This window comes from Streptomyces sp. NPDC029041, assembly GCF_040637515.1.
GTDB lineage: Bacteria > Actinomycetota > Actinomycetes > Streptomycetales > Streptomycetaceae > Streptomyces.
In genome coordinates this window covers 203,455-221,819 of sequence record NZ_JBEZWO010000011.1, presented here as the reverse complement: position 1 = coordinate 221,819, position 18,365 = coordinate 203,455, and the positions used below count along the sequence as shown (strand labels likewise).

The 18,365-nt window shown below is 73.4% G+C and carries 17 protein-coding genes; 7 read left to right on the top strand and 10 right to left on the bottom strand.

Annotated elements, in window-relative coordinates; translation table 11 throughout:
• Nucleotide 1: 1 nt before the first annotated feature.
• The 4 genes from AB0F04_RS27990 to xylB all read right to left on the bottom strand — a co-directional run bounded on the left by AB0F04_RS27990 (nucleotide 2) and on the right by xylB (nucleotide 4,015).
• Complete coding sequence (locus tag AB0F04_RS27990; RefSeq protein WP_362046023.1) at nucleotides 2-400, bottom strand: luciferase family protein; 399 nt, start codon at nucleotides 398-400, stop codon at nucleotides 2-4.
• A gap of 120 nt (nucleotides 401-520) precedes the next feature.
• The gene (locus AB0F04_RS27985; RefSeq protein WP_362046020.1) at nucleotides 521-1,120 is read right to left on the bottom strand and encodes an N-acetylmuramoyl-L-alanine amidase; all 600 of its coding nucleotides are present in this window, start codon (nucleotides 1,118-1,120) and stop codon (nucleotides 521-523) included.
• 225 nt (nucleotides 1,121-1,345) lie between these two features.
• Nucleotides 1,346-2,554: an ROK family transcriptional regulator gene (locus AB0F04_RS27980; protein ID WP_362046018.1), complete on the bottom strand. Its 1,209-nt coding sequence runs from the start codon at nucleotides 2,552-2,554 to the stop codon at nucleotides 1,346-1,348.
• Nucleotides 2,555-2,569: 15 nt separating this feature from the next.
• Nucleotides 2,570-4,015 (bottom strand): xylulokinase, encoded by a 1,446-nt coding sequence (gene xylB / locus AB0F04_RS27975; RefSeq protein WP_362046016.1) that lies wholly within the window; start codon nucleotides 4,013-4,015, stop codon nucleotides 2,570-2,572.
• A gap of 129 nt (nucleotides 4,016-4,144) precedes the next feature.
• Here xylB and xylA point away from each other — a divergent pair, with 129 nt between their 5' ends.
• Nucleotides 4,145-5,311 carry a xylose isomerase gene (gene xylA, locus AB0F04_RS27970; RefSeq protein WP_362046013.1) on the top strand — a complete coding sequence of 389 codons (1,167 nt, stop codon included), beginning with the start codon at nucleotides 4,145-4,147 and terminating at the stop codon, nucleotides 5,309-5,311.
• 147 nt (nucleotides 5,312-5,458) lie between these two features.
• Complete coding sequence (locus tag AB0F04_RS27965; protein ID WP_362046010.1) at nucleotides 5,459-5,857, top strand: hypothetical protein; 399 nt, start codon at nucleotides 5,459-5,461, stop codon at nucleotides 5,855-5,857.
• A gap of 45 nt (nucleotides 5,858-5,902) precedes the next feature.
• Here the strand turns inward: AB0F04_RS27965 and AB0F04_RS27960 are convergent, their stop codons facing one another.
• From AB0F04_RS27960 to AB0F04_RS27950, 3 genes are read right to left on the bottom strand one after another with little or no spacing between them, the layout of a single operon-like run.
• Entirely contained in the window at nucleotides 5,903-6,490 is a 588-nt protein-coding gene (locus AB0F04_RS27960) for a GNAT family N-acetyltransferase (RefSeq protein WP_362046007.1), read from the bottom strand.
• On the bottom strand, nucleotides 6,487-7,761 hold the full coding sequence (locus AB0F04_RS27955) for an SWF or SNF family helicase (protein ID WP_362046004.1): 1,275 nt from the start codon (nucleotides 7,759-7,761) through the stop codon (nucleotides 6,487-6,489). Before AB0F04_RS27955 ends, AB0F04_RS27960 begins: the two co-directional genes overlap by 4 nt.
• On the bottom strand, nucleotides 7,758-10,490 hold the full coding sequence (locus tag AB0F04_RS27950; protein ID WP_362046001.1) for a DEAD/DEAH box helicase: 2,733 nt from the start codon (nucleotides 10,488-10,490) through the stop codon (nucleotides 7,758-7,760). Before AB0F04_RS27950 ends, AB0F04_RS27955 begins: the two co-directional genes overlap by 4 nt.
• Nucleotides 10,491-10,855: 365 nt before the next feature.
• On the opposite strand from AB0F04_RS27950, the gene AB0F04_RS27945 reads away from it, so the two are divergent.
• Nucleotides 10,856-11,038, top strand: coding sequence for a hypothetical protein (locus AB0F04_RS27945; protein WP_362045998.1), 183 nt, complete (start codon nucleotides 10,856-10,858; stop codon nucleotides 11,036-11,038).
• A gap of 129 nt (nucleotides 11,039-11,167) precedes the next feature.
• On the opposite strand, the gene AB0F04_RS27940 is transcribed toward AB0F04_RS27945, so the two are convergent.
• Nucleotides 11,168-12,037, bottom strand: a complete 870-nt coding sequence (locus AB0F04_RS27940; protein ID WP_362045995.1) for a hypothetical protein — start codon at nucleotides 12,035-12,037, stop codon at nucleotides 11,168-11,170.
• 135 nt (nucleotides 12,038-12,172) lie between these two features.
• Nucleotides 12,173-12,469, bottom strand: coding sequence for a hypothetical protein (locus AB0F04_RS27935; RefSeq protein WP_362045992.1), 297 nt, complete (start codon nucleotides 12,467-12,469; stop codon nucleotides 12,173-12,175).
• A gap of 97 nt (nucleotides 12,470-12,566) precedes the next feature.
• On the opposite strand from AB0F04_RS27935, the gene AB0F04_RS27930 reads away from it, so the two are divergent.
• On the top strand, nucleotides 12,567-13,466 hold the full coding sequence (locus AB0F04_RS27930) for an oxygenase MpaB family protein (RefSeq protein ID WP_362046254.1): 900 nt from the start codon (nucleotides 12,567-12,569) through the stop codon (nucleotides 13,464-13,466).
• An 83-nt stretch (nucleotides 13,467-13,549) separates the two neighbouring features.
• Here the strand turns inward: AB0F04_RS27930 and AB0F04_RS27925 are convergent, their stop codons facing one another.
• A complete protein-coding gene (locus AB0F04_RS27925; protein WP_362045989.1) occupies nucleotides 13,550-14,149 on the bottom strand; it encodes a class I SAM-dependent methyltransferase in 600 nt (199 codons plus the stop codon).
• Nucleotides 14,150-14,301: 152 nt separating this feature from the next.
• Here AB0F04_RS27925 and AB0F04_RS27920 point away from each other — a divergent pair, with 152 nt between their 5' ends.
• The 3 genes from AB0F04_RS27920 to AB0F04_RS27910 all read left to right on the top strand — a co-directional run bounded on the left by AB0F04_RS27920 (nucleotide 14,302) and on the right by AB0F04_RS27910 (nucleotide 18,350).
• Nucleotides 14,302-15,075, top strand: a complete 774-nt coding sequence (locus tag AB0F04_RS27920; RefSeq protein WP_362045986.1) for an MHYT domain-containing protein — start codon at nucleotides 14,302-14,304, stop codon at nucleotides 15,073-15,075.
• A gap of 231 nt (nucleotides 15,076-15,306) precedes the next feature.
• The gene (locus AB0F04_RS27915; protein WP_362045983.1) at nucleotides 15,307-17,916 is read left to right on the top strand and encodes a nitrate- and nitrite sensing domain-containing protein; all 2,610 of its coding nucleotides are present in this window, start codon (nucleotides 15,307-15,309) and stop codon (nucleotides 17,914-17,916) included.
• Nucleotides 17,913-18,350, top strand: a complete 438-nt coding sequence (locus AB0F04_RS27910; protein ID WP_053674298.1) for a roadblock/LC7 domain-containing protein — start codon at nucleotides 17,913-17,915, stop codon at nucleotides 18,348-18,350. The genes AB0F04_RS27915 and AB0F04_RS27910 overlap by 4 nt, the downstream gene beginning before the upstream one ends.
• The last annotated feature ends 15 nt before the right edge of the window (nucleotides 18,351-18,365 follow it).

The following is an 18,365-nucleotide window of genomic DNA, read 5'->3' as shown; positions in this document are numbered from 1 at the left end:
CTCAGCCGCCCGCCACGGCGTCACGCGGCAGCACCGTGACCCGGTGGAAGTTGCACCCGGCGAGGCGCGGTCCCTCGTCATCGGCCGGCGGGGTCTGGTGAGCCTTCAGGGCGATACTCATCAGACTCAGCAGCAGATCGACGTCGGCCTCGCAGTCGAGGTGGACCGTCACCCAGCACGATCCGGGCAGCAGGTGGATCGCGCTCGAACCGGCGAGGTCGTAGTGGAAGCGCTGTATGGCCCGGCGGGTGAGGTGGAGATCCACGTCCCGCGCGGAGTGGAAGTGGACGATCTCGTCACGGGCGGAACGAAGCGCCCTTCCGGTACCGCAACTCGCCGGGCCCGCCTTGAGGTCGGGCCAGGCCTGCAGGCGCTCCATGGCGCGCTGGGCCAGAGTCATGGCCCCATCGTCGCCTGCTCATCGCTCCGCAACCAGGGGTTGAGCGATTTGTAACCGGGACGTGAGGCGGGCGGCCGGGGGAACGTCCGGCATTTCGGGCGGACTTGACGAGCCGGGCTCTCAGGCCGCCTTGACGAGCCCGAGGTAGCGCTTCCAGTCCCAGTGCCGGCCCGGGTCGGTGTGGTCGCTGCCCGGGACCTCGTGATGGCCGATGATGTGCGCGCGGTTCCTCGGGATGCCGTACCGCCGGCAGATCGCCGCGGTCAGCCGGGCCGACCGCTCGTACATGACGTCGGTGAAGTATCCGGGCCGGTCCACCCAGCCTTCGTGCTCGATGCCGATGCTGCGGGTGTTGTAGTCCCAGTTGCCCGCGTGCCAGGCGATGTCGGACTCGCGCACGCACTGCGCGACCCGCCCGTCGGAGGAACGCACCACGTAGTGCGCGGACACCTTGTTCCCGGGGTGGCGGAAGACGGACAGGGTGCCGGAGTAGGACGTCTGCGCCACGTGGATGATCACGTAGCGCAACGGATGGGCCCGTGGCCGGTTGGACGGCGTGTAGTTGCTGCGGCTCGCCGGTTGCCACGCCGCTCCGGGGTGATCGACGACCCGGGGCCGGGCGTCGGCCCGGGAGCCGCACAGCAGGGCGGAGGGGAGGGCGGTGAGGGCGGCGCCCGCGAGGATGCCTCGCCTGCTGGGGAGAAGGGTGGTCTGTGGCATGGGTGGGTTCCTTCCGGGCTCGACGGAGGGTGTCTCTTGCTCGACTGCGGGGAACCGCGGCCCTGGTGGGCGCGGCCCGCGTCATCAAGTTACGGCGCCCGGCGGCCGGCCTGGAGAGAGCGGCAGGATTCGGTGGACGGGCCCCCGGTTGTGGACAACTCCCTCACCCGGCCGGGTGGCCGGTGCAGGCGGAGCTCTGCCTGCGAGCGGCGCCGGCGCGCCGTTTCAGGCCTGTCCCGCGAACGCCGCCGGGTCGTCCAGCACTGCCCGGATCACCGAATGGGCGGCCCCCAGCAGCGGCCCCCGAGGACCCAGCCGCGACACGGACACGGGGCAGGCGGGACCTGCCGTCCGGCGCGCGAGTTCGTCCTGGAGCGAAGGCAGCAGCCAGGGCGCGAGCCCGGACAGTTCCCCGCCCAGGACCACGCTCTGCGGATCGAGCAGGTTGACCGCCCCGGTCAGGGCCACGCCCAGCGCCGTCCCCGCGTCGTGCAGGGCACGGCGTACGTCCTCGTCTCCCTGGCCTGCGCGTCCGGCGAGCAGCCCGACCCGGTCCTCGCCGGGTTCCAGACCGGCCGCACGCAGCACGGCCTCCTCACCGGCGTACTGCTCCAGGCAGCCCCGCCCGCCGCAGGCGCACTCCGGCCCGTCCGGCCGGACCGGTACGTGTCCCAGCTCGCCCGCGAAACCACGCGTTCCGCGCAGCAGTACGCCGTCCACCACGACCGCCGCGCCGATACCGATCTCCGCCGAGACGTGCAGGAAGTCCCGAGGAGTGCCCTCCTGCAGCCAGAGTTCGGCGAGGGCACCGAAGTTGGCCTCGTTGTCCACGGTGAGCGGGATGTCCGCGGGCAGCAGCGGGCCGAGGTCGATGCCCTGCCAGCCGAGGTTCGGGGCGCGCACGACCGTCCGCGCGTCGCGCCCCACCAGTCCCGGCACGGCCACGGCGAGTCCGGCCGGATACAGGCCCTCGCCCTCCGCCTCGACGACGACCTGCCGGATCAGTTCGCTGAGCTCAGCGAGCACGGGCTGAGCGGAGCGGCCGCGGTTCGCTCCCTGCCGCATCACCCGCGACCGGGTCGTGCCACGCAGGTCGACGGCACAGACCGCGAGGTGGTCGACGCCCACCTCCGCGCCGATGCCGGCCGGACCGCGTCCACTGACGGCGAGCGCGGAACCGGGCCGTCCCACCCGGCCGGGCCGCTCAGGGCCCAGCTCTTCGAGGAGTCCCGAGCGGATGAGCTCGTCGACGAGCGTCGAGACCGCTGCCCGGGTCAGGCCGATTCGCGAGGCGACGGCGGCCCGGGACAGCGGCCCCTCGGCGCTGACGGTGTGCAGGACACGGGCGAGGTTGCGGCGGCGCATGCCCTGCTGGGTGTCGGGCAGTGCGCGGCCCGGTCCGGCGGGCCGGGCCTCGTGCAGCGGTGCGGTCATGCCTGACGCCAGTCCTCAGTGGGTGTCCGTGGGCCGCTCCAGCAGCGGAGCCGCGTCGGAGAGTACCCCGGCGATCCTGGCCAGCGTCTCCTCGTCCCGCTCGACGGCGTCGAATACCGGCCCGGCCGCAGTGTCCCAGCGGCGCGCGACCGCCGCCGGGTCTTCCCCGGTCAGCAGCCCCGCCGCCTGCGCGGCGGCACCGAGCGCGACCAGTTCCCTGGCCTCGGGCACCTGCACGGGACGTCCCGACAGCCGCCGCACGGTCTGCTGCCAGGCGGTGCCCCGGGCGCCGCCACCGATCAGCAGTAGCGGTTCCGAGGAGTCCGCGTCCCCGTCGAGGACCAGGTCGAGAGCCCCGAGCAGGGAGTGCACGGCACCGTCGTAGGCGGCCTGGAGCAACTGGCCCGCGGTCGTGTCGTGGCGCAGGCCGTGCAGCAGGCCGGAGGCGTTCGGCAGGTTCGGGGTGCGCTCACCGTCCAGGTAGGGCAGGAGCGTCACGGCCGTGCCGGGTTCGACGGCCTCGCGGTCCAGGCCCAGCAGCGTCGCGACGCGGTCCACGGCGAGCGTGCAGTTCAGGGTGCAGGCCAGGGGCAGCCAGTCGCCGCGGGCGTCGGCGAAACCCGCGACCGTGCCGCTGGGGTCGGCAGGCCGCTGCCGGGACACCGCGTACACCGTGCCCGAGGTGCCGAGGCTCATCACGGCCACGCCCGGCCGCACCCCGAGGCCGAGCGCGGCGGCGGCGTTGTCACCCGTGCCGGGTGCGACCAGGGTGCCCCGGGAGAACGGCAGGTCATGGCCGTCGCGCACCGTACCCGCCACTTCACCGGGCCGGGCCACCCGCGGCAGCAGGGCCGGGTCGAGACCCACGTGCTCCAGGATCTCCTCGTCGTACGCCTCCGTCGCGGAGGCCCACCAGCCCGTCCCGGAGACGTCGCCGCGGTCGGTCGTCCCCTGCCCGGTGAGCCGCTCGGTGAGGTAGTCGTGGGGGAGGCGCACGGCCTTCGTGGCACGTACCGCCTCCGGCTCGTGCTCGGCCAGCCAGGCCCACTTCGTGACCGTGAACGACGCCGCGGGCACGCTTCCGGTGCGCTCGGCCCAGAACTTCGCTCCGCCCAGCTCCTCCGTCAGCCGGCGGGCCTGCGGCGCCGAACGCACGTCGTTCCACAGGAGGGCGGGCCGCACCGGCTCGCCCCGGCCGTCCAGCGTGACGAGTCCGTGCTGCTGCCCGCCCACCGACACCGCGGCGGCCTCGTGCGCCGCCTCCCCGCACTGGCGCAGGGCCTCGCCCAGCGCGTCCCACCACTGGCGCGGATCGGTCTCGCGCCCGGCTCCGGAGGAGACCGTGTGCGGTGCCTGGCCGCTCGCAACCACCCGGCCGGTGGATGCGTCGACGACCAGCGCCTTGGTGGACTGGGTGGACGAGTCCACACCGACGACGAGCGGACCCTCGGCTGCTGACATCGGGCTTCTCCCTACTGCGCGCGGCACATGACTCCGTTCGGAGGCACCTTGTCTCTTCCCAGAGAGGTGCCCGCATACTAATTTGTAAATCGGCATGACGAAATAGCCCAGCGAGCAAGGAGCCGCGGCATGAGCTTCCAGCCCACCCCCGAGGACAGGTTCACCTTCGGCCTGTGGACCGTCGGCTGGCAGGGACGGGATCCCTTCGGCGACGCCACGAGGCGGGCCCTCGACCCGGTCGAGACGGTGCAGCGCCTGGCCGAGCTGGGCGCGCACGGCGTCACCTTCCACGACGACGACCTGATCCCGTTCGGCTCGAGCGACACCGAGCGCGAGAACCACGTCAAGCGCTTCCGGCAGGCGCTGGACGCCACGGGCATGAAGGTCCCGATGGCCACCACCAACCTCTTCACGCACCCCGTCTTCAAGGACGGCGCGTTCACCGCCAACGACCGCGACGTGCGCCGCTACGCCCTGCGCAAGACCATCCGCAACATCGACCTCGCCGTCGAGCTCGGCGCCCAGGTGTACGTGGCCTGGGGCGGCCGAGAGGGTGCCGAGTCCGGTGCCGCCAAGGACGTCCGCGCGGCCCTGGACCGGATGAAGGAGGCCTTCGACCTGCTCGGCGAGTACGTCACCTCCCAGGGGTACGACCTGCGTTTCGCCATCGAGCCCAAGCCGAACGAGCCGCGCGGCGACATCCTGCTGCCGACCGTCGGCCATGCCCTGGCGTTCATCGAGCGCCTGGAGCGTCCGGAGCTCTACGGCGTGAACCCGGAGGTCGGGCACGAGCAGATGGCCGGGCTGAACTTCCCGCACGGCATCGCCCAGGCCCTGTGGGCGGGCAAGCTGTTCCACATCGACCTCAACGGCCAGTCCGGCATCAAGTACGACCAGGACCTGCGCTTCGGCGCCGGCGACCTGCGCGCCGCGTTCTGGCTGGTCGACCTGCTGGAGTCGGCCGGCTACTCAGGACCGCGCCACTTCGACTTCAAGCCACCGCGGACCGAGGACCTCGACGGCGTCTGGGCTTCGGCGGCCGGCTGCATGCGCAACTACCTCATCCTCAAGGAGCGCGCCGCCGCCTTCCGCGCCGATCCGCAGGTGCAGGAGGCGCTGCGCGCGGCCCGTCTGGACGAGCTGGCCCAGCCCACCGCCGCGGACGGCCTTCAGGCGCTGCTCGCGGATCGCTCGGCGTTCGAGGCGTTCGACGTGGAGGCGGCCGCCGCGCGCGGCATGGCCTTCGAGCAGCTGGACCAGCTGGCGATGGACCATCTGCTGGGGGCACGCGGCTGAACCACGCGCGCGAGGGCCCGTCGTCCGGTCACACCGGCCGGCCGACGGGCCCTGTCGTGCCGCGGAATCATGCGATCCACGCCATGAGTCCGTATCAGCTTCCGTGCGCCCCTCCCGGTGTGAGGGGTGCGCGGTGACTCTGTCCGTATGGCCCTGCCGCCCGTACCGCCGCATCCGCCCCGGCCTGCCCGGCGCCGGAATCCGCTGCTGATCCTGCTCGCCGTGCTCGCGGCCGTCGCAGCCGTGTCCCTCGTGGTGCTGATGGCCTCGGGAAGGGACGACCCGCCGGACGAGAAGCCGTCCGGCGGGAGCACGAGCCGCACTCCCGCGCCGTCCTTCGGCATCCCGACCAAGCTGCCCAGCGAGCTGCCCAGCGAGCTGCCGAGCGGGTTGCCGAGCGGGTTGCCCAGCGGGTTGCCCAGCGGGTTGCCGAGCGGGTTGCCCACCCGGCTGCCCTCGGGCTTCCCCACCCGGTTCCCGAGCGATCTGCCGAGTGGCATCGCATCGCTCCTGCCGTCCTTGGACGCCGGTGCGTCGGTGTCGTGAGGCCTGACCGCCGGTGAGTCGGTGACGTGAGGCTCCGGCACCGGGCTAGTGCACGGCCGCCTGCGTGCCGGAGCCGGAGGCATCCTCGTCAGCCGGGCCCGGGGCGACGAACACCACCATGTCCGTCTCGTCACCCGGCAGGGGGTCGGGCTCCCGCCACCCTGCCCGGCGGTAGAAGGCCAGGGCTTGAGGGGCGCCGCTCCAGGTCATCAGCCAGGCCCGGCCGCCTGGTGCGGCGGAGCTGAGAGCGGACAGCAACCGCCGCCCCAGGCCCGTACCGCGAGCCCGGGAGCGCACACCCAGTTCGTCGATCTCGAAGCGGCCGACGAGAAGCCCGCTCACCCGCTCGGCACCGAGCCGCCGGGTGACCTTTCCGTAGGCGCGGTCGGCACGGAAGGGCGCCTGGGTGGTCCAGCCGGTGGCGAACCCGTCCAGCCCGCCGTCCTCCGACCGGGCCAGCACCGCCCGGAAGCCCGGACGGCGCACGTCCGTCTCCAGCCGCTCACGGAACTCCGCCCGCGTCTCCTCCACGTCACGGGGTTCCCAGGGCGGTGCCGTGAAGACCTCGGCGTACGCCTCGGTGAGTTCGTCCGCGACGGTGAGGACGTCCGGGCCGTACCACGTGAGTGTCACAGGGAGTTCCCTTCCGAGGGGGCGAGTTCTGCCGATGCCGGGGCGGTCGCGGAGGCCAGGGCCGTCGCCGGGTCCTGGGCGGCGCCTCCCGCGGGCTGCCAGCGGCCGCTCTCCTTGCGGTAGGGCCACCAGCGGCCGTCCCGGCCCAGCCGCAGCTGCACCGGCGCCCCGGCGACCGTCCACCGGTTGCCCTGTGACCGGAGCTCCGGCCGTTCGGCGGTGTCCCAGGCCGAGTCCAGGGCGGCACGCGCGCGTGCGAGCGCTTCGCCCTCCACGCGCCACTCCTCGTCGAGGACGCGGAGTGCGGCGGTCCCGCCGTGACGCCAGGCGCGCACGGCCGTCGCCAGCCCCTCCCGCCCGCGTCCCGACCCTTCGGCGAGCCGGTCGTGCGTCTCCCGGCAGGGGGAACCCGCGGCAAGCCGCACCGCGTCCTGCGCCGCCGTCAGCTGTTCGTGGGAGGTGCCCCGGAGCGCCTCCGCGAGCAGACGGTGGGCCTGCACGGCGGTCCGCGCGGCCAGGAACGCCAGCGCGGCCGGGTCGATGCCGGGGGCGGGAGGTGTCTCGGTGTCCAGGGCCGGCGGAAGCCCGGGTTCACCGGGGAGGCCGGGCAACCCGGGGAGCGGCGGCAGGATGTCACCGGCGGCGTACGCCTCGGCAGCGTCCACGCCCTCCGGCTCGGAGGAGTCCGCCGGGCAGGCCCCGCTACGGCCCTGCAGGTCCTCCAGCAGGGCGGCTTCGGAGCGCCCGCGCATCAGCAGCAGCACGAACGGGTCCTGATCCAGCAAGCGCGCCACCTGGTAGCACAGCGCCGTCGTGTGCCCGCAGTGGTCCCAGGCACCGCAATCACATCGCGGTTCCAGATCGCCCAGGCCGGGGAGCAGGTCGACGCCCGCGTCCCCGGCGTCCTCGACCAGGTGCGGCGGCATCTCGCGGTCCAGCAATGCCGCCACGTGACCGGCCCGCTCCGCCGCCATGTCCAGGAAGCGGTCCCACTGTCCTTGCGAAAGCTCCTCCAGCAGGACGTCGGCCCGGTGCGCCGTGCGGTCGCGGTCATGGACGACGGCCGTGAGTCGCCCGGGACGAACCGACACCGCGCCCACCGCACCCGCGCGGGCGAGCCGGCGTCCCGTCTTCAGCTGCGCCGAGTCCAGTGCCGTGCCTTCGAGTGCCCGCAGCCAGGCCTGGCCCCACCAGGTCTGCGCGAAGCCGCGTCCGTGCGCGGGCGGCAGCGCTGCGAAGGTGCGTTCCGTGTCGTCCTCGTGCCGTGTCATCGCAGGCCTCCTCGCAGTTCGACCAGATCCGCCAGTTCCGCGTCCGTCAGTTCCGTGAGCGCCGCCTCGCCGGCCCCGAGGACCGCGTCCGCCAGTTCCCGCTTGCGCAGCAGCAGGTCGGCGATGCGGTCCTCGATCGTCCCCTCCGCGATGATCCGGTGCACCTGCACGGGCCGGGTCTGGCCGATGCGGTACGCGCGGTCGGTGGCCTGCGCCTCGACGGCCGGATTCCACCAGCGGTCGTAGTGCACGACGTGCTCGGCCCGGGTGAGGTTCAGCCCGGTGCCCGCCGCCTTCAACGACAGCAGGAACACCGGTGTCCCGCCCTCCTGGAAGCGCCGCACCATGGCCTCGCGCTCGGCGACGGGTGTCCCTCCGTGCAGGAACAGCGAGGGTGTACCGCGGGCGGCGAGATGCCGTTCCAGCAGACGGGCCATCTGCACGTACTGGGTGAAGACCAGAACGCCCGCCTCCTCGGCGAGGATCGTGTCGAGCAGCTCGTCGAGCAGCTCCAGCTTTCCCGAGCGCCCGGCGATCACAGGGCGCTCCTCCTTGAGGTACTGCGCCGGATGGTTGCAGATCTGCTTGAGCCCGGTCAGCAGCTTCACGATCAGCCCCCGCCTGGCCATACTGCCGGCGCCGGAGATCTCCGCGAGCGCCTCGCGCACCACGGCTTCGTACAGGGCCACCTGCTCCTGGGTGAGCGACACGGCGCGATCCGTCTCGGTCTTCGGCGGCAGTTCGGGCGCGATGCCCGGGTCCGACTTGCGGCGACGCAGCAGGAACGGCCGTACGAGCCGGGCCAGCCGGTCGGCTGCTGCCGGGTCCTGGCCGCCCTCCACAGCCTCCGCGTACCGTCGGCGGAAGGCGCCGAGCCGGCCCAGCAGCCCAGGAGTCGTCCAGTCGAGGATCGCCCACAGCTCCGACAGGTTGTTCTCCACCGGGGTGCCGGTGAGCGCCACGCGCGCGCGTGCGCCGATGGAACGCAGTGCGCGCGCGGTCGAGGAGTACGGGTTCTTCACGTGCTGGGCCTCGTCCGCCACGAGCAGGCCCCACGGCACCCCGGCGAGCCGGGACGCGTCCAGGCGCATCGTGCCGTACGTGGTGAGCACGAACTCCCCGTCGGACAGGTCGTCCAGGTCGCGCCGCGCCCCGTGGAAGCGCCGCACCGGTGTGCCGGGGGCGAACCGCTCGATCTCCCGCTGCCAGTTGCCCATCAGGGAGGTCGGACAGACCACCAGGGTGGGCCCGGCGGACCGGGCGTCGGACTGGCGGTGCAGGTGGAGGGCGATCAGCATGATCGTCTTTCCGAGTCCCATGTCGTCGGCGAGACAGCATCCCAGGCCGAGCGACGTCATACTCGCGAGCCAGTTCAGACCCCGCCGCTGGTAGTCCCGCAGGGTGGCGGCGAGGGCGGCGGGCTGCTCCACGGGCTGCTGCCCTTCGGGGCTCGCCAGCCGTTCCCGCAGATCCGCCAGCCATCCCCTGGGCCGCACCTCGACCCTGCGGCCCTCCACTTCGGTCCAGCCCGTCAGGGCCGCACCCAGAGCGTCGACCGGCGTCACCCCGCGGTCCTGCCGGGAGCCGGCGAGCCGCGCCTCCTGAGGGTCGATCAGGACCCACTGGTCGCGCAGCCGCACCACCGGTCGCTTCGCCTCGGCCAGACGGTGCAGTTCCTCCCGGTCCAGACGCCTGTCGCCGAGGGCGAAGGACCAGGTGAAGGCGAGCAGTGCGTCGGCCGACAGGAACGACGGCATGGCCGAGAGGGACGCGCCGGACTCCCGGTCGCCGTCGTTCTCGCCGTCGTAGGGGCCCACCTCCGCGTGCGTGCTGAGCTCACGGGACAGTCCCTTGGGCCAGTGCACATCGACTCCGGCCGCCCTCAGCGCCCGGGCGCCCGCCCCGAGAAGCTCGATGACCTCCTCGTCGGCGAGTTCGGCCGCGTCCGGCACGGCCGCCGACAGCAGGGGCGTGAGCGGGGCCCAGGCCCGGGCCGCACGGCGCAGGGCGAGCAGCGCGTCCATCCGGGCGCGCGGGCCGAAGGCCTCGCCCAGGGCCCCGGCCCAGACGTCCGCGGCGTCCGCGACCAGCGCCGGATCACTGACGCTGTGCACCTGCAGCACGGCCCGGAAGGTCACCCCCGCGCCGTCGTCCGAATCGGCGAGCCCGGCCGCCTCGATCCGCAGCGACAACCGGACGCCCGCGTCGTGGCCCGCGGCGATGCCGGCGGCCCAGGCGCGCTGCTCGGGCAACCGCACCGGTTCCGGCGAGGCATAGGCAGGGCCGCCCGTCACCAGCGGTGCGGCGGGGGAGCGGGGCAGGGTGTCGGCGACCGCGTCGAGGAAGGCGCGCACGAGCTGCTCCGGGTCGGGCAGCCGCGGCGGCCGGGTGCCTTCGACGGGCACGGCGTGCGCCTCGGGGGGCATCGCGGCGGCGAGGCGGAGCACGGCCTCGATGTCCTCGGCGCGCAGGGGACCCGTGCGCCAGGCGTCGTGGTCGCCCGCGGACAGCCCCGGCAGCAGCAGTCCGCGGGCGACGAGGTGCAGGGCGTGCAGGGCCGCCGCGCCCCAGAAGACGGTGGACCGGTGCCCTCGCCCGTCGGCCCGCGCGCGCGTGAGAACCGGCAGGGCCGTGCGGAGCGGCACCAGGACGGCGGGCAGGCTCGTTTCCCCGACCCCACCCTCGTGCGGCACGACGACCCGCAGGTCCGTGACGGACGCGGACGTCATCACGGGAAGGGGAGCGCCGTCGGGCCGCCAGAAGGCGACGCTGCCGGTGCGTGCGGGATCGCCGGGCAGGAAAACGGAGTGGCACAAGGGCAGTTCGGAGGTATCGGACGAGGGTGCCGGGTGGTTCCGATGCTCGGCTATGACGTAGTCCTCAAATTTGACTAGTGGGCGCGGAGTCGCCGAGAGTACAGCACTTTCGGCGCACACGGGTACGGGTGTGCTGTGAGCTGGGTCACTATGAGGGGCATAGGGGTGCGTCCGCATCGCACCTCAGGGATTTCTCAGGGTCGCGGTCCGGAACCGCCGTGAGGGCGGGTCCGTTTTCGAGACAGAGAGCGGCAGCGGCCGCGAAGGAGGCGACAGTCATGTCGAAGAACGCCAAGATCGCCGCGGGCGGTGTGGCGGTCGGGCTCATCCTGCTGATCTGGCTGCCCTGGTGGGCATCGCTCCTGATCATCCTGGGCGTCCCGGCCGTCGCGTACCTCGCGCTCGACCCGTCGCAGCGGCGCAGGCTGCGCCGCGCCACCCGCAAGGAACTCGGCCGCTGAGGCCCGGCTCCCCCGGCCCGGCCGGGCACCCCAAGGAGCCCGGCCGTGTCTACTCGGTCCGGATGCACCGGCTGAGTCCGGCTGCACCGACCCGGTTCGGCTGCACCGACCCAGTTCGGCCGTACCGGCTCAGTTCGGCCGTACGGCCATCTTGTCCAGGGCCTCCAGGAGACTCGGCAGTTCCGGCCCCCTGCCCACCGGCAGAACCTCACCGGGCTCCTCGTCGAGCAGGACGAACGCGATGTCGTCGGTCCGTGCGACGAGCGACCAGCCCGGGCCGTCGGCGCGCAGGGTCCGGGCGTCGCCCGGCGCGAAGGACGACCGGACCCGGCCCAGCGGCGGCGGCGAGTCGATGTAGGTGCGGGCCTCCGCGAGAACGCGCCGGATGCCGCTGTGGCCACCCACGTGCGTGTTCGCCCCGCGATCCTCCTGACCGTCGGTCGCGCTGCCCCCGCTCCCCGAGACCTCAGAGGTCTCGGACGAATCCGGCGCCGGGAACTCCGCGTCGTCGACCTGCTCCCGCCATGTGGCCCACTGCAGCGCGATCTCGTCCGCCCCCAGACGCCGCTGGGCGGGGCCCCAGACGCCGGTGTCCGGTGGGGCCAGCGGGGGCCGGTCGTCGGCCTCCGGACCCGGATCGTGCGGCGCGGGCACCCCGGGGGCCGCGACGGCGACCGCGAGGGGCCACCCGGGCAGGGCCGCGACGACCGTGCGCTCGTCGGGCGACAGCTCGTACTCCATGCCGCAGTCCCACGAGGCGATCGCGACGGCCACCAGCGAGACGTCGTCGATGGCCACCGTCCACCGGGCGCCCTCGCCGTCCTGGCCGAGCACCAGCCCGTACCCGTCGGCGAGCGGCGCGAGGCCGAGCGCCGCGCATGCCTCGGGGTAGTCGTCGCCCAGCACGCTCGGGAACTTCGCAGGCGTCAGCAGCACCGCCGTGAGCACATAGAGCGCATCGTCCGCGGCGGCGACGGCTTCCTCGTCCGTCCCGGCCATCCCAGCCTCCCCATCGGTTCGTCCACCGGCGCGCACCCTAATGCGCCCGCAAGGCCCTTGTCACGGTCCCGCAGGCGCACCCGGAGCTGCAGTTTTCCGGCGGACGGGGCGAATCGGCCGTCCGGGACATGCGCGTCATGCCCCCGGAAGCCCCAGCAGCTCGCGGGCCACGGCCTCCGGCGACCGGCCGCGCTCACGGGCCAGCGCGACCACGGCCCTGCAGGCCAGCTCGTTCACACCGAACGACAGCGCCTCGGGCGACACCCAGCCGGCCGCTTCGTCGGCCCGCTCCGGGTCGTTCTCCGCGGAGGCCGTGACATAGGTCGCCGCCGCCTCGAAGAGATTGTGGGGACGGTTCTCCCCATCGGCTCTCGGCTCCGTGCGCAAGGCATCGGCGACTCTTCCCCCGGCTCTGCGGAACCTGCCCCACATGCTGACCACCTTTCCCCTGCCTCTGCCGTGCCCGGTCGTTCATCTCCCGGTGACCAACGTAAAGTTGCAGAACCTGTGGCAGAAGGGGGACGGCACGGTGAGGCGTTTCTCACGGCTCGAACAGATCCGGCGGATGGACCCGTACGAGGAGGCCACGGAGATCTACCGGCTCAGCGTGGCGTACGAGTTCCCCTGGGACTTCACACGCGCCTTGGAGCTGGCCCTGTACCGTACGTACGCCGTCCCCGCCATCGGCAGGCTGCTCGCGCGTACGGCGGAGCTCACGGACCGGGCGCAGAAGCGCTACGACGACACCTCGCTGCTGCTGGACGCCATCGTCGAGCACGGTTTCGGCAGTGAGCGGGGCAGGACCGCGATCCGCCGCATCAACCAGATGCACCGCAGCTACGACATCAGTGACGACGACATGCGCTACGTGCTCTGCACCTTCGTCGTGATGCCCAAGCGGTGGATCGACGCCTACGGCTGGCGCAGGATGTCACGCCACGAGATCGTCGCCAGTGCGGTCCACCACCGCACGCTGGGCCGGCACATGGGCATCAAGAACATTCCCGAGACGTACGAGGAGTTCGAGAGCCGTCTGGACTCCTACGAGGCCGCCCACTTCGCCTGGGACGAGGACGCCCGGCGCGTCTCGGACGCCACACTCGACCTGATGGCCTCCTGGTACCCCGCCCCCCTCGCGCCCCTGCTGCGCACCACGACCCTCGCGCTGCTCGACGACTCGCTGCTGGACGCTTTCCGCTACAGCCCGCCGAGTGCCGCCACGCGCGCGTGGGTGCGGCGCGCCGTCCGGCTCCGGGGCCGTGCCGTCCGGCTGCTGCCACCCCGGCGCACCCCGCACTTCGCCCGCCAGAACCGGGAGATCAAGGGCTACCCGTACGGCTACCGGGTCGCCGACCTGGGCACCCGCCCCGTCCCGGGCGTCGGGGGCTGCCCCGTGCGGCACACTGCGCCGGATGCCCGGGCAGGGTGACGCGGTGGGGGCGCCCGGGCGGGGTGAGGGCGCCGGATGGCCGGGCGGGGCGTCCCGACGCCCGGGCACGGCGACGCGGTGGCTCAGTCCTCGCGGACGGCGAGCGCCAGGAAACGGGAGTCCTCGTCGACGTACGACGTCAGGCGCCATCCGGAACCGGCCAGGAGCGGGCGGAGATTGGGTTCGGCACGCAGATCGTCCGGGGTGAGCGGGCGGCCGTGGCGTGCCGCGAGAGCCGCCCTGCCGATCGGGTGGAACAGCGCCAGCACCCCACCGGGGCGCACCACGCGTGCCAGCTCCCGCAGGTCCTCGGCCGGGCTCCCGAGGTGCGAGATGAGGCCCGCCCCGAACACGGCGTCCAGTGACCGCGAGCGCAGGGGCAGCGCCGCGACGTCCGCGAGCAGCAACTGCCCGTCACGGTCCCGACCGGCCCGTACGGCCTCCCGCAGCATGGCCGGCGTCAGATCGGCCCCCAGGACCATTCCCGCGGCACCCACGGCGGCCCGGAGCGGCGGCAGGGCGCGGCCGGTGCCGCACCCCGCGTCCAGCACCCGGTCGCCCGCCCGCAGTCCGAGTTCGTCGACGGCGGCCGCGTAGGCCGGACCGTCGTCGGGGAAACGGCTGTCCCAGTCGGCGGCGCGGGCGGTGAAGAACTCCTGGACACGCGTCTGCTCGTCGCTCATGTACCGCATGATGGCTCACCGGCACGGAGGACGCCTCAGTGCACACGTTCGAGCGTGATCCGGTCGTTCCGGTGCAGCGTCGGGTCATATTCCAACACCTTTCGAAATGCGCCGCCTTCGTGCGCCCATCCGGGGTCTAGCGTCCCGGGGCCATGGGACACCTGGACCACGCAGCCCTGGGGTGGCTGACCCCCGCACTGTCGTACGTGATGGCCTGCATAGGCGCCGCGCTCGGTCTGCGCTGCACCGTCCGCGCGCTCGCCACCACCGGGCGTTCGCGCCGCAACTGGCTCGTCACCGCCGCCTCGGCGATCGGCACCGGCATCTGGACCATGCACTTCGTGGCCATGCTCGGTTTCGGCGTCACGGGCACGGACATCCGCTACGACGTGCCGCTCACGCTGCTGAGCCTGCTCGTCGCCATGGTCGTCGTCTGCGCAGGCGTCTTCGCCGTCGGGTACAGCAAGGACCGTGGCCGCGCCCTGCTCGTCGGCGGGCTCACCACCGGCCTCGGCGTCGCGAGCATGCACTACCTGGGCATGGCGGCCGTCCGGCTGCACGGCGACGTGAGCTATGACCCGCTGCTCGTCGCGCTCTCCGTGCTGATCGCCGTCGTCGCCGCCACGGCGGCCCTGTGGGCGGCCCTGAACATCAAGTCGCCCGTAGCGGTCACCATCGCCTCCCTGATCATGGGCGCCGCCGTCAGCAGCATGCACTACACCGGAATGTTCGCGGTGGGCGTGCGCGTCACGCCCTCCGGTGAGGCGCTGCCCGGGGCCTCGGCGATGCAGTTCATCTTTCCCCTCGCCGTCGGCCTCGGCTCCTACCTCTTCCTGACGTCGGCCTTCGTCGCGCTGTCGCCGACGGCGGGAGAGCGTGCCGCGTCCGCCTCGGCTCAGCGCCCGGTTCGGAGCACCGTGCCCTAGCCACGAGGTGGCCCGGGACCGCGGACCGTTGCCGGGGCCCGGCGCGGGAGACACCTTTCCGCGGACCCGCCCGGCGGACGAGGAGGGGCTGTCCCAACGGTCCGGGTGGCGGTGGTGCACACACCCCCCACGGCCAGCCCTCTCCCCACCGGCCATGCGCTCCGAGCTTCGTCGCTGCGCCTGCCAGGGCGCCGGCCTTCAGCCTCCGACCCACTCCCGAGCGAGGAGTCCATGCGCACATCCCGTAGGACCCCCACAGCCGGCGCCGAGGCGCCGCCCCCTCCCGCGCGCGGACGCCGTGCGCACGCCGGGCCACCGGCGGACGAGGGTCCCGACACGCCGTCGGACGCCGCCCCGGACGAGGTGCCCGCGAACGGGGAGGGCTGGCACATACGGCCCCGTACCGTACGCGCCAAGATCGTCTGCCTGCTGATGGTGCCGGTCGTCTCCCTCCTGGCCCTGTGGGGATACGCCACCGTCACCACCGCCCAGGACGTCTCCCGGCTCCGGCAGGTCCAGCGCGTGGACGCCACGGTCCGCGCGCCCGTCTCCGCCGCCGTCACGGCTCTCCAGGCCGAACGCGCCGCCGCAGTACGTCACGCCACCGACCCGTCCGCCGTCCGGGCCGACGAACTGGACGAGCTCGCCAGGCGCACCGACCGGGCCGTCGCGAAACTGCGCCTGGGACAAGGCACCACCGTCGCCGACAGCGGGGAACTGCCCGCCGGAGTCGCCCAGCGGCTGCGGACGTTCGTCTCCGGTGCCGAGCAACTGCGGCCGCTGCGCACCGCGGTACGGGACCGGCGCGCCGACTGGGCGGAGACGTACGACCGCTACACCCGGACCATCTCGGCCGCCTTCGGCGTCGAAGGCGCCCTGACCGGCATCGGGGACGCCGACCTCGGATCCGACGCGCGCGTACTGCTCGAACTGGCCCGTGCGGGCGAGGCGTTGGCCCAGGAGGACGCGCTGCTGGCGAGCTCCCGCCTGGAGGGCACCCTGACGGGGGAGCGGCTGAGGCTCTTCACCGGCGCCGTCGACCTGCGCCGCACGCTCACCGAGTCGGCCGTCGCGGACCTGAGCGGTCTCGAACGCTCCGCGTGGGAGGCCCTCGCCGACAGCAGCGCCTACGCCGGTCTGGGCGACACCGAGGACGCCGTCCTCACCCGCGGGCCGGGCGCGAAGGCCATCGAAGCGGCACCCGAGAACACCTGGAACACGGCACACGCGCGCGTGCAGAACGGCATGCACACCATCGAGGACGACGCGGCACGCGGGGTCGCCGAGCGGGCCGACCCGTTCACCCGGGGACTGCTCACCCCGGCCGGCGCCGCCGTCCTGCTCGGCCTCGCCGCCGTCGCGGCCTCGCTCGTCATCTCCGTGCGCATCGGCCGCGGCCTCGTGGTGGAACTGGAAGGCCTGCGCAACAGCGCCCTGGAGATCGCCCGGCGCAAACTGCCCGACGCCATGCGCAGGCTCCGCGCCGGCGAAGAGATCGACATCCGCGCCGAGGCACCGCAGGAAGCGCCCGCGGAGGACGAGACGGCGCAGGTGGCGGAGGCCCTCACCACTGTGCACCGCGCGGCGCTGCGGGCCGCCGTGGAACGCGCCGAACTCGCCAGCGGGATCTCCGGCGTCTTCGTCAACCTCGCCCGCCGCAGCCAGATCCTCGTCCACCGGCAGCTTGCCCTCCTGGACAGCATGGAACGCCGCTCGGACGATCCGAACGAGCTGAGCGACCTCTTCCGCCTCGACCACCTCACCACCCGCATGAGGCGCCACGCGGAGAGCCTGATCATCCTCTCCGGGGCCGCCCCGGGCCGGGCCTGGCGCATGCCGGTCTCCCTGACGAACGTGGTCCGCGCCGCGGTCTCCGAAGTGGAGGACTACGCGCGCGTGGAGGTACGGCCACTTCCCGAGGCGGCCGTGGTGGGCGCGGCCGTCGCCGACCTCACTCATCTGCTGGCCGAGCTCATCGAGAACGCCGCCCAGTTCTCCCCGCCCCACACGCGGGTGCGCGTCACCGGCGAACCCGTCGGCAACGGCTACGCCGTCGAGGTCGAGGACCGCGGCCTCGGCATGGGCAAGGAGACCCTCACCGAGGCCAACCGCCGCGTCGCCCAGTCCGAGGCGCTCGATCTGTTCGACAGCGACCGGCTTGGCCTGTTCGTGGTCAGCCGACTCGCCGCGCGGCACGAAGTCAAGGTTCACCTGAGGACCTCCCCGTACGGCGGCACCACTGCGGTCGTCCTGCTGCCCACCGCACTCCTCCACACGGGCGGGGCACCAGGCTCCCCCGAAGCGGTGGACCCTGCGCGGCAGCCCGAGGAACGCGCCTACGCGCGCGTGCCCGACGACGCCCCGCTCCAGGACGCCGTCCCCGCCCAGAGCGACCGGCGCGCCCTCGTGGCCCCCGTGCCGTCCGCCGCGGCGCCCGAGACCACGCCTCACGCGGCTCCCTCACATCGCGCGGGGACCGCGGGACACGTGGACCCCGCAGGTCACGAGGACGGCCCGCGTCACCTCGAGACCCCGAGCCGGACCCCACCCCCAGGAGTCGCCACCTTGCGACTGCACCGCCCACCGCAGCAGCCCGAAGACTCCGACGACCTCCCGCGCCGCGTACGTCAGGCCAGCCTCGCTCCCCAACTGCGCGACAAGCGCCCCGAAGAGCCGCCCGTGCCCGCTCCGCCGGACGACGAGCGGACGCCGGAACTCGTACGCGACCGCATGGCCGCCTACCGCGACGGCTGGACGCGCGGCGGCGGCAGGCAATCCGGCCGCGGCTCCACCCCCGGCCCCGCGACGGGCAGCGACAGCAGCGAAGGAGACCCCGCATGATCCAGGACCCGAGCACACAGTCCGCCCGGCGATCCGGCGAACTCGACTGGCTGCTGGACGATCTGGTGCTCCGCGTGAGCGACATCCGGCACGCCGTGGTGCTGTCCAACGACGGCCTCGCCGTGGGTGCCTCCTCCGGCCTGCGCCGCGAGGACGCCGAGCACCTGGCCGCGGTCGCCTCGGGCTTCCACAGCCTCGCCAAGGGCGCGGGACGGCACTTCGGCGCCGGCGGAGTCCGCCAGACCATGGTGGAGATGGACGAGGGCTTCCTGTTCGTGGCCGCCGCGGGCGACGGCTCCTGCCTCGCCCTCCTCACCGCCGTCACCGCCGACATCGGCCTTGTGGCCTACGAGATGGCCCGCCTGGTCAAACGCGTCGGCGAGCACCTCGGCACGGCGCCCCGCACGGCCGCGCGGCCACCCGCCGCCGGATGAACCGGGAGAACGGTC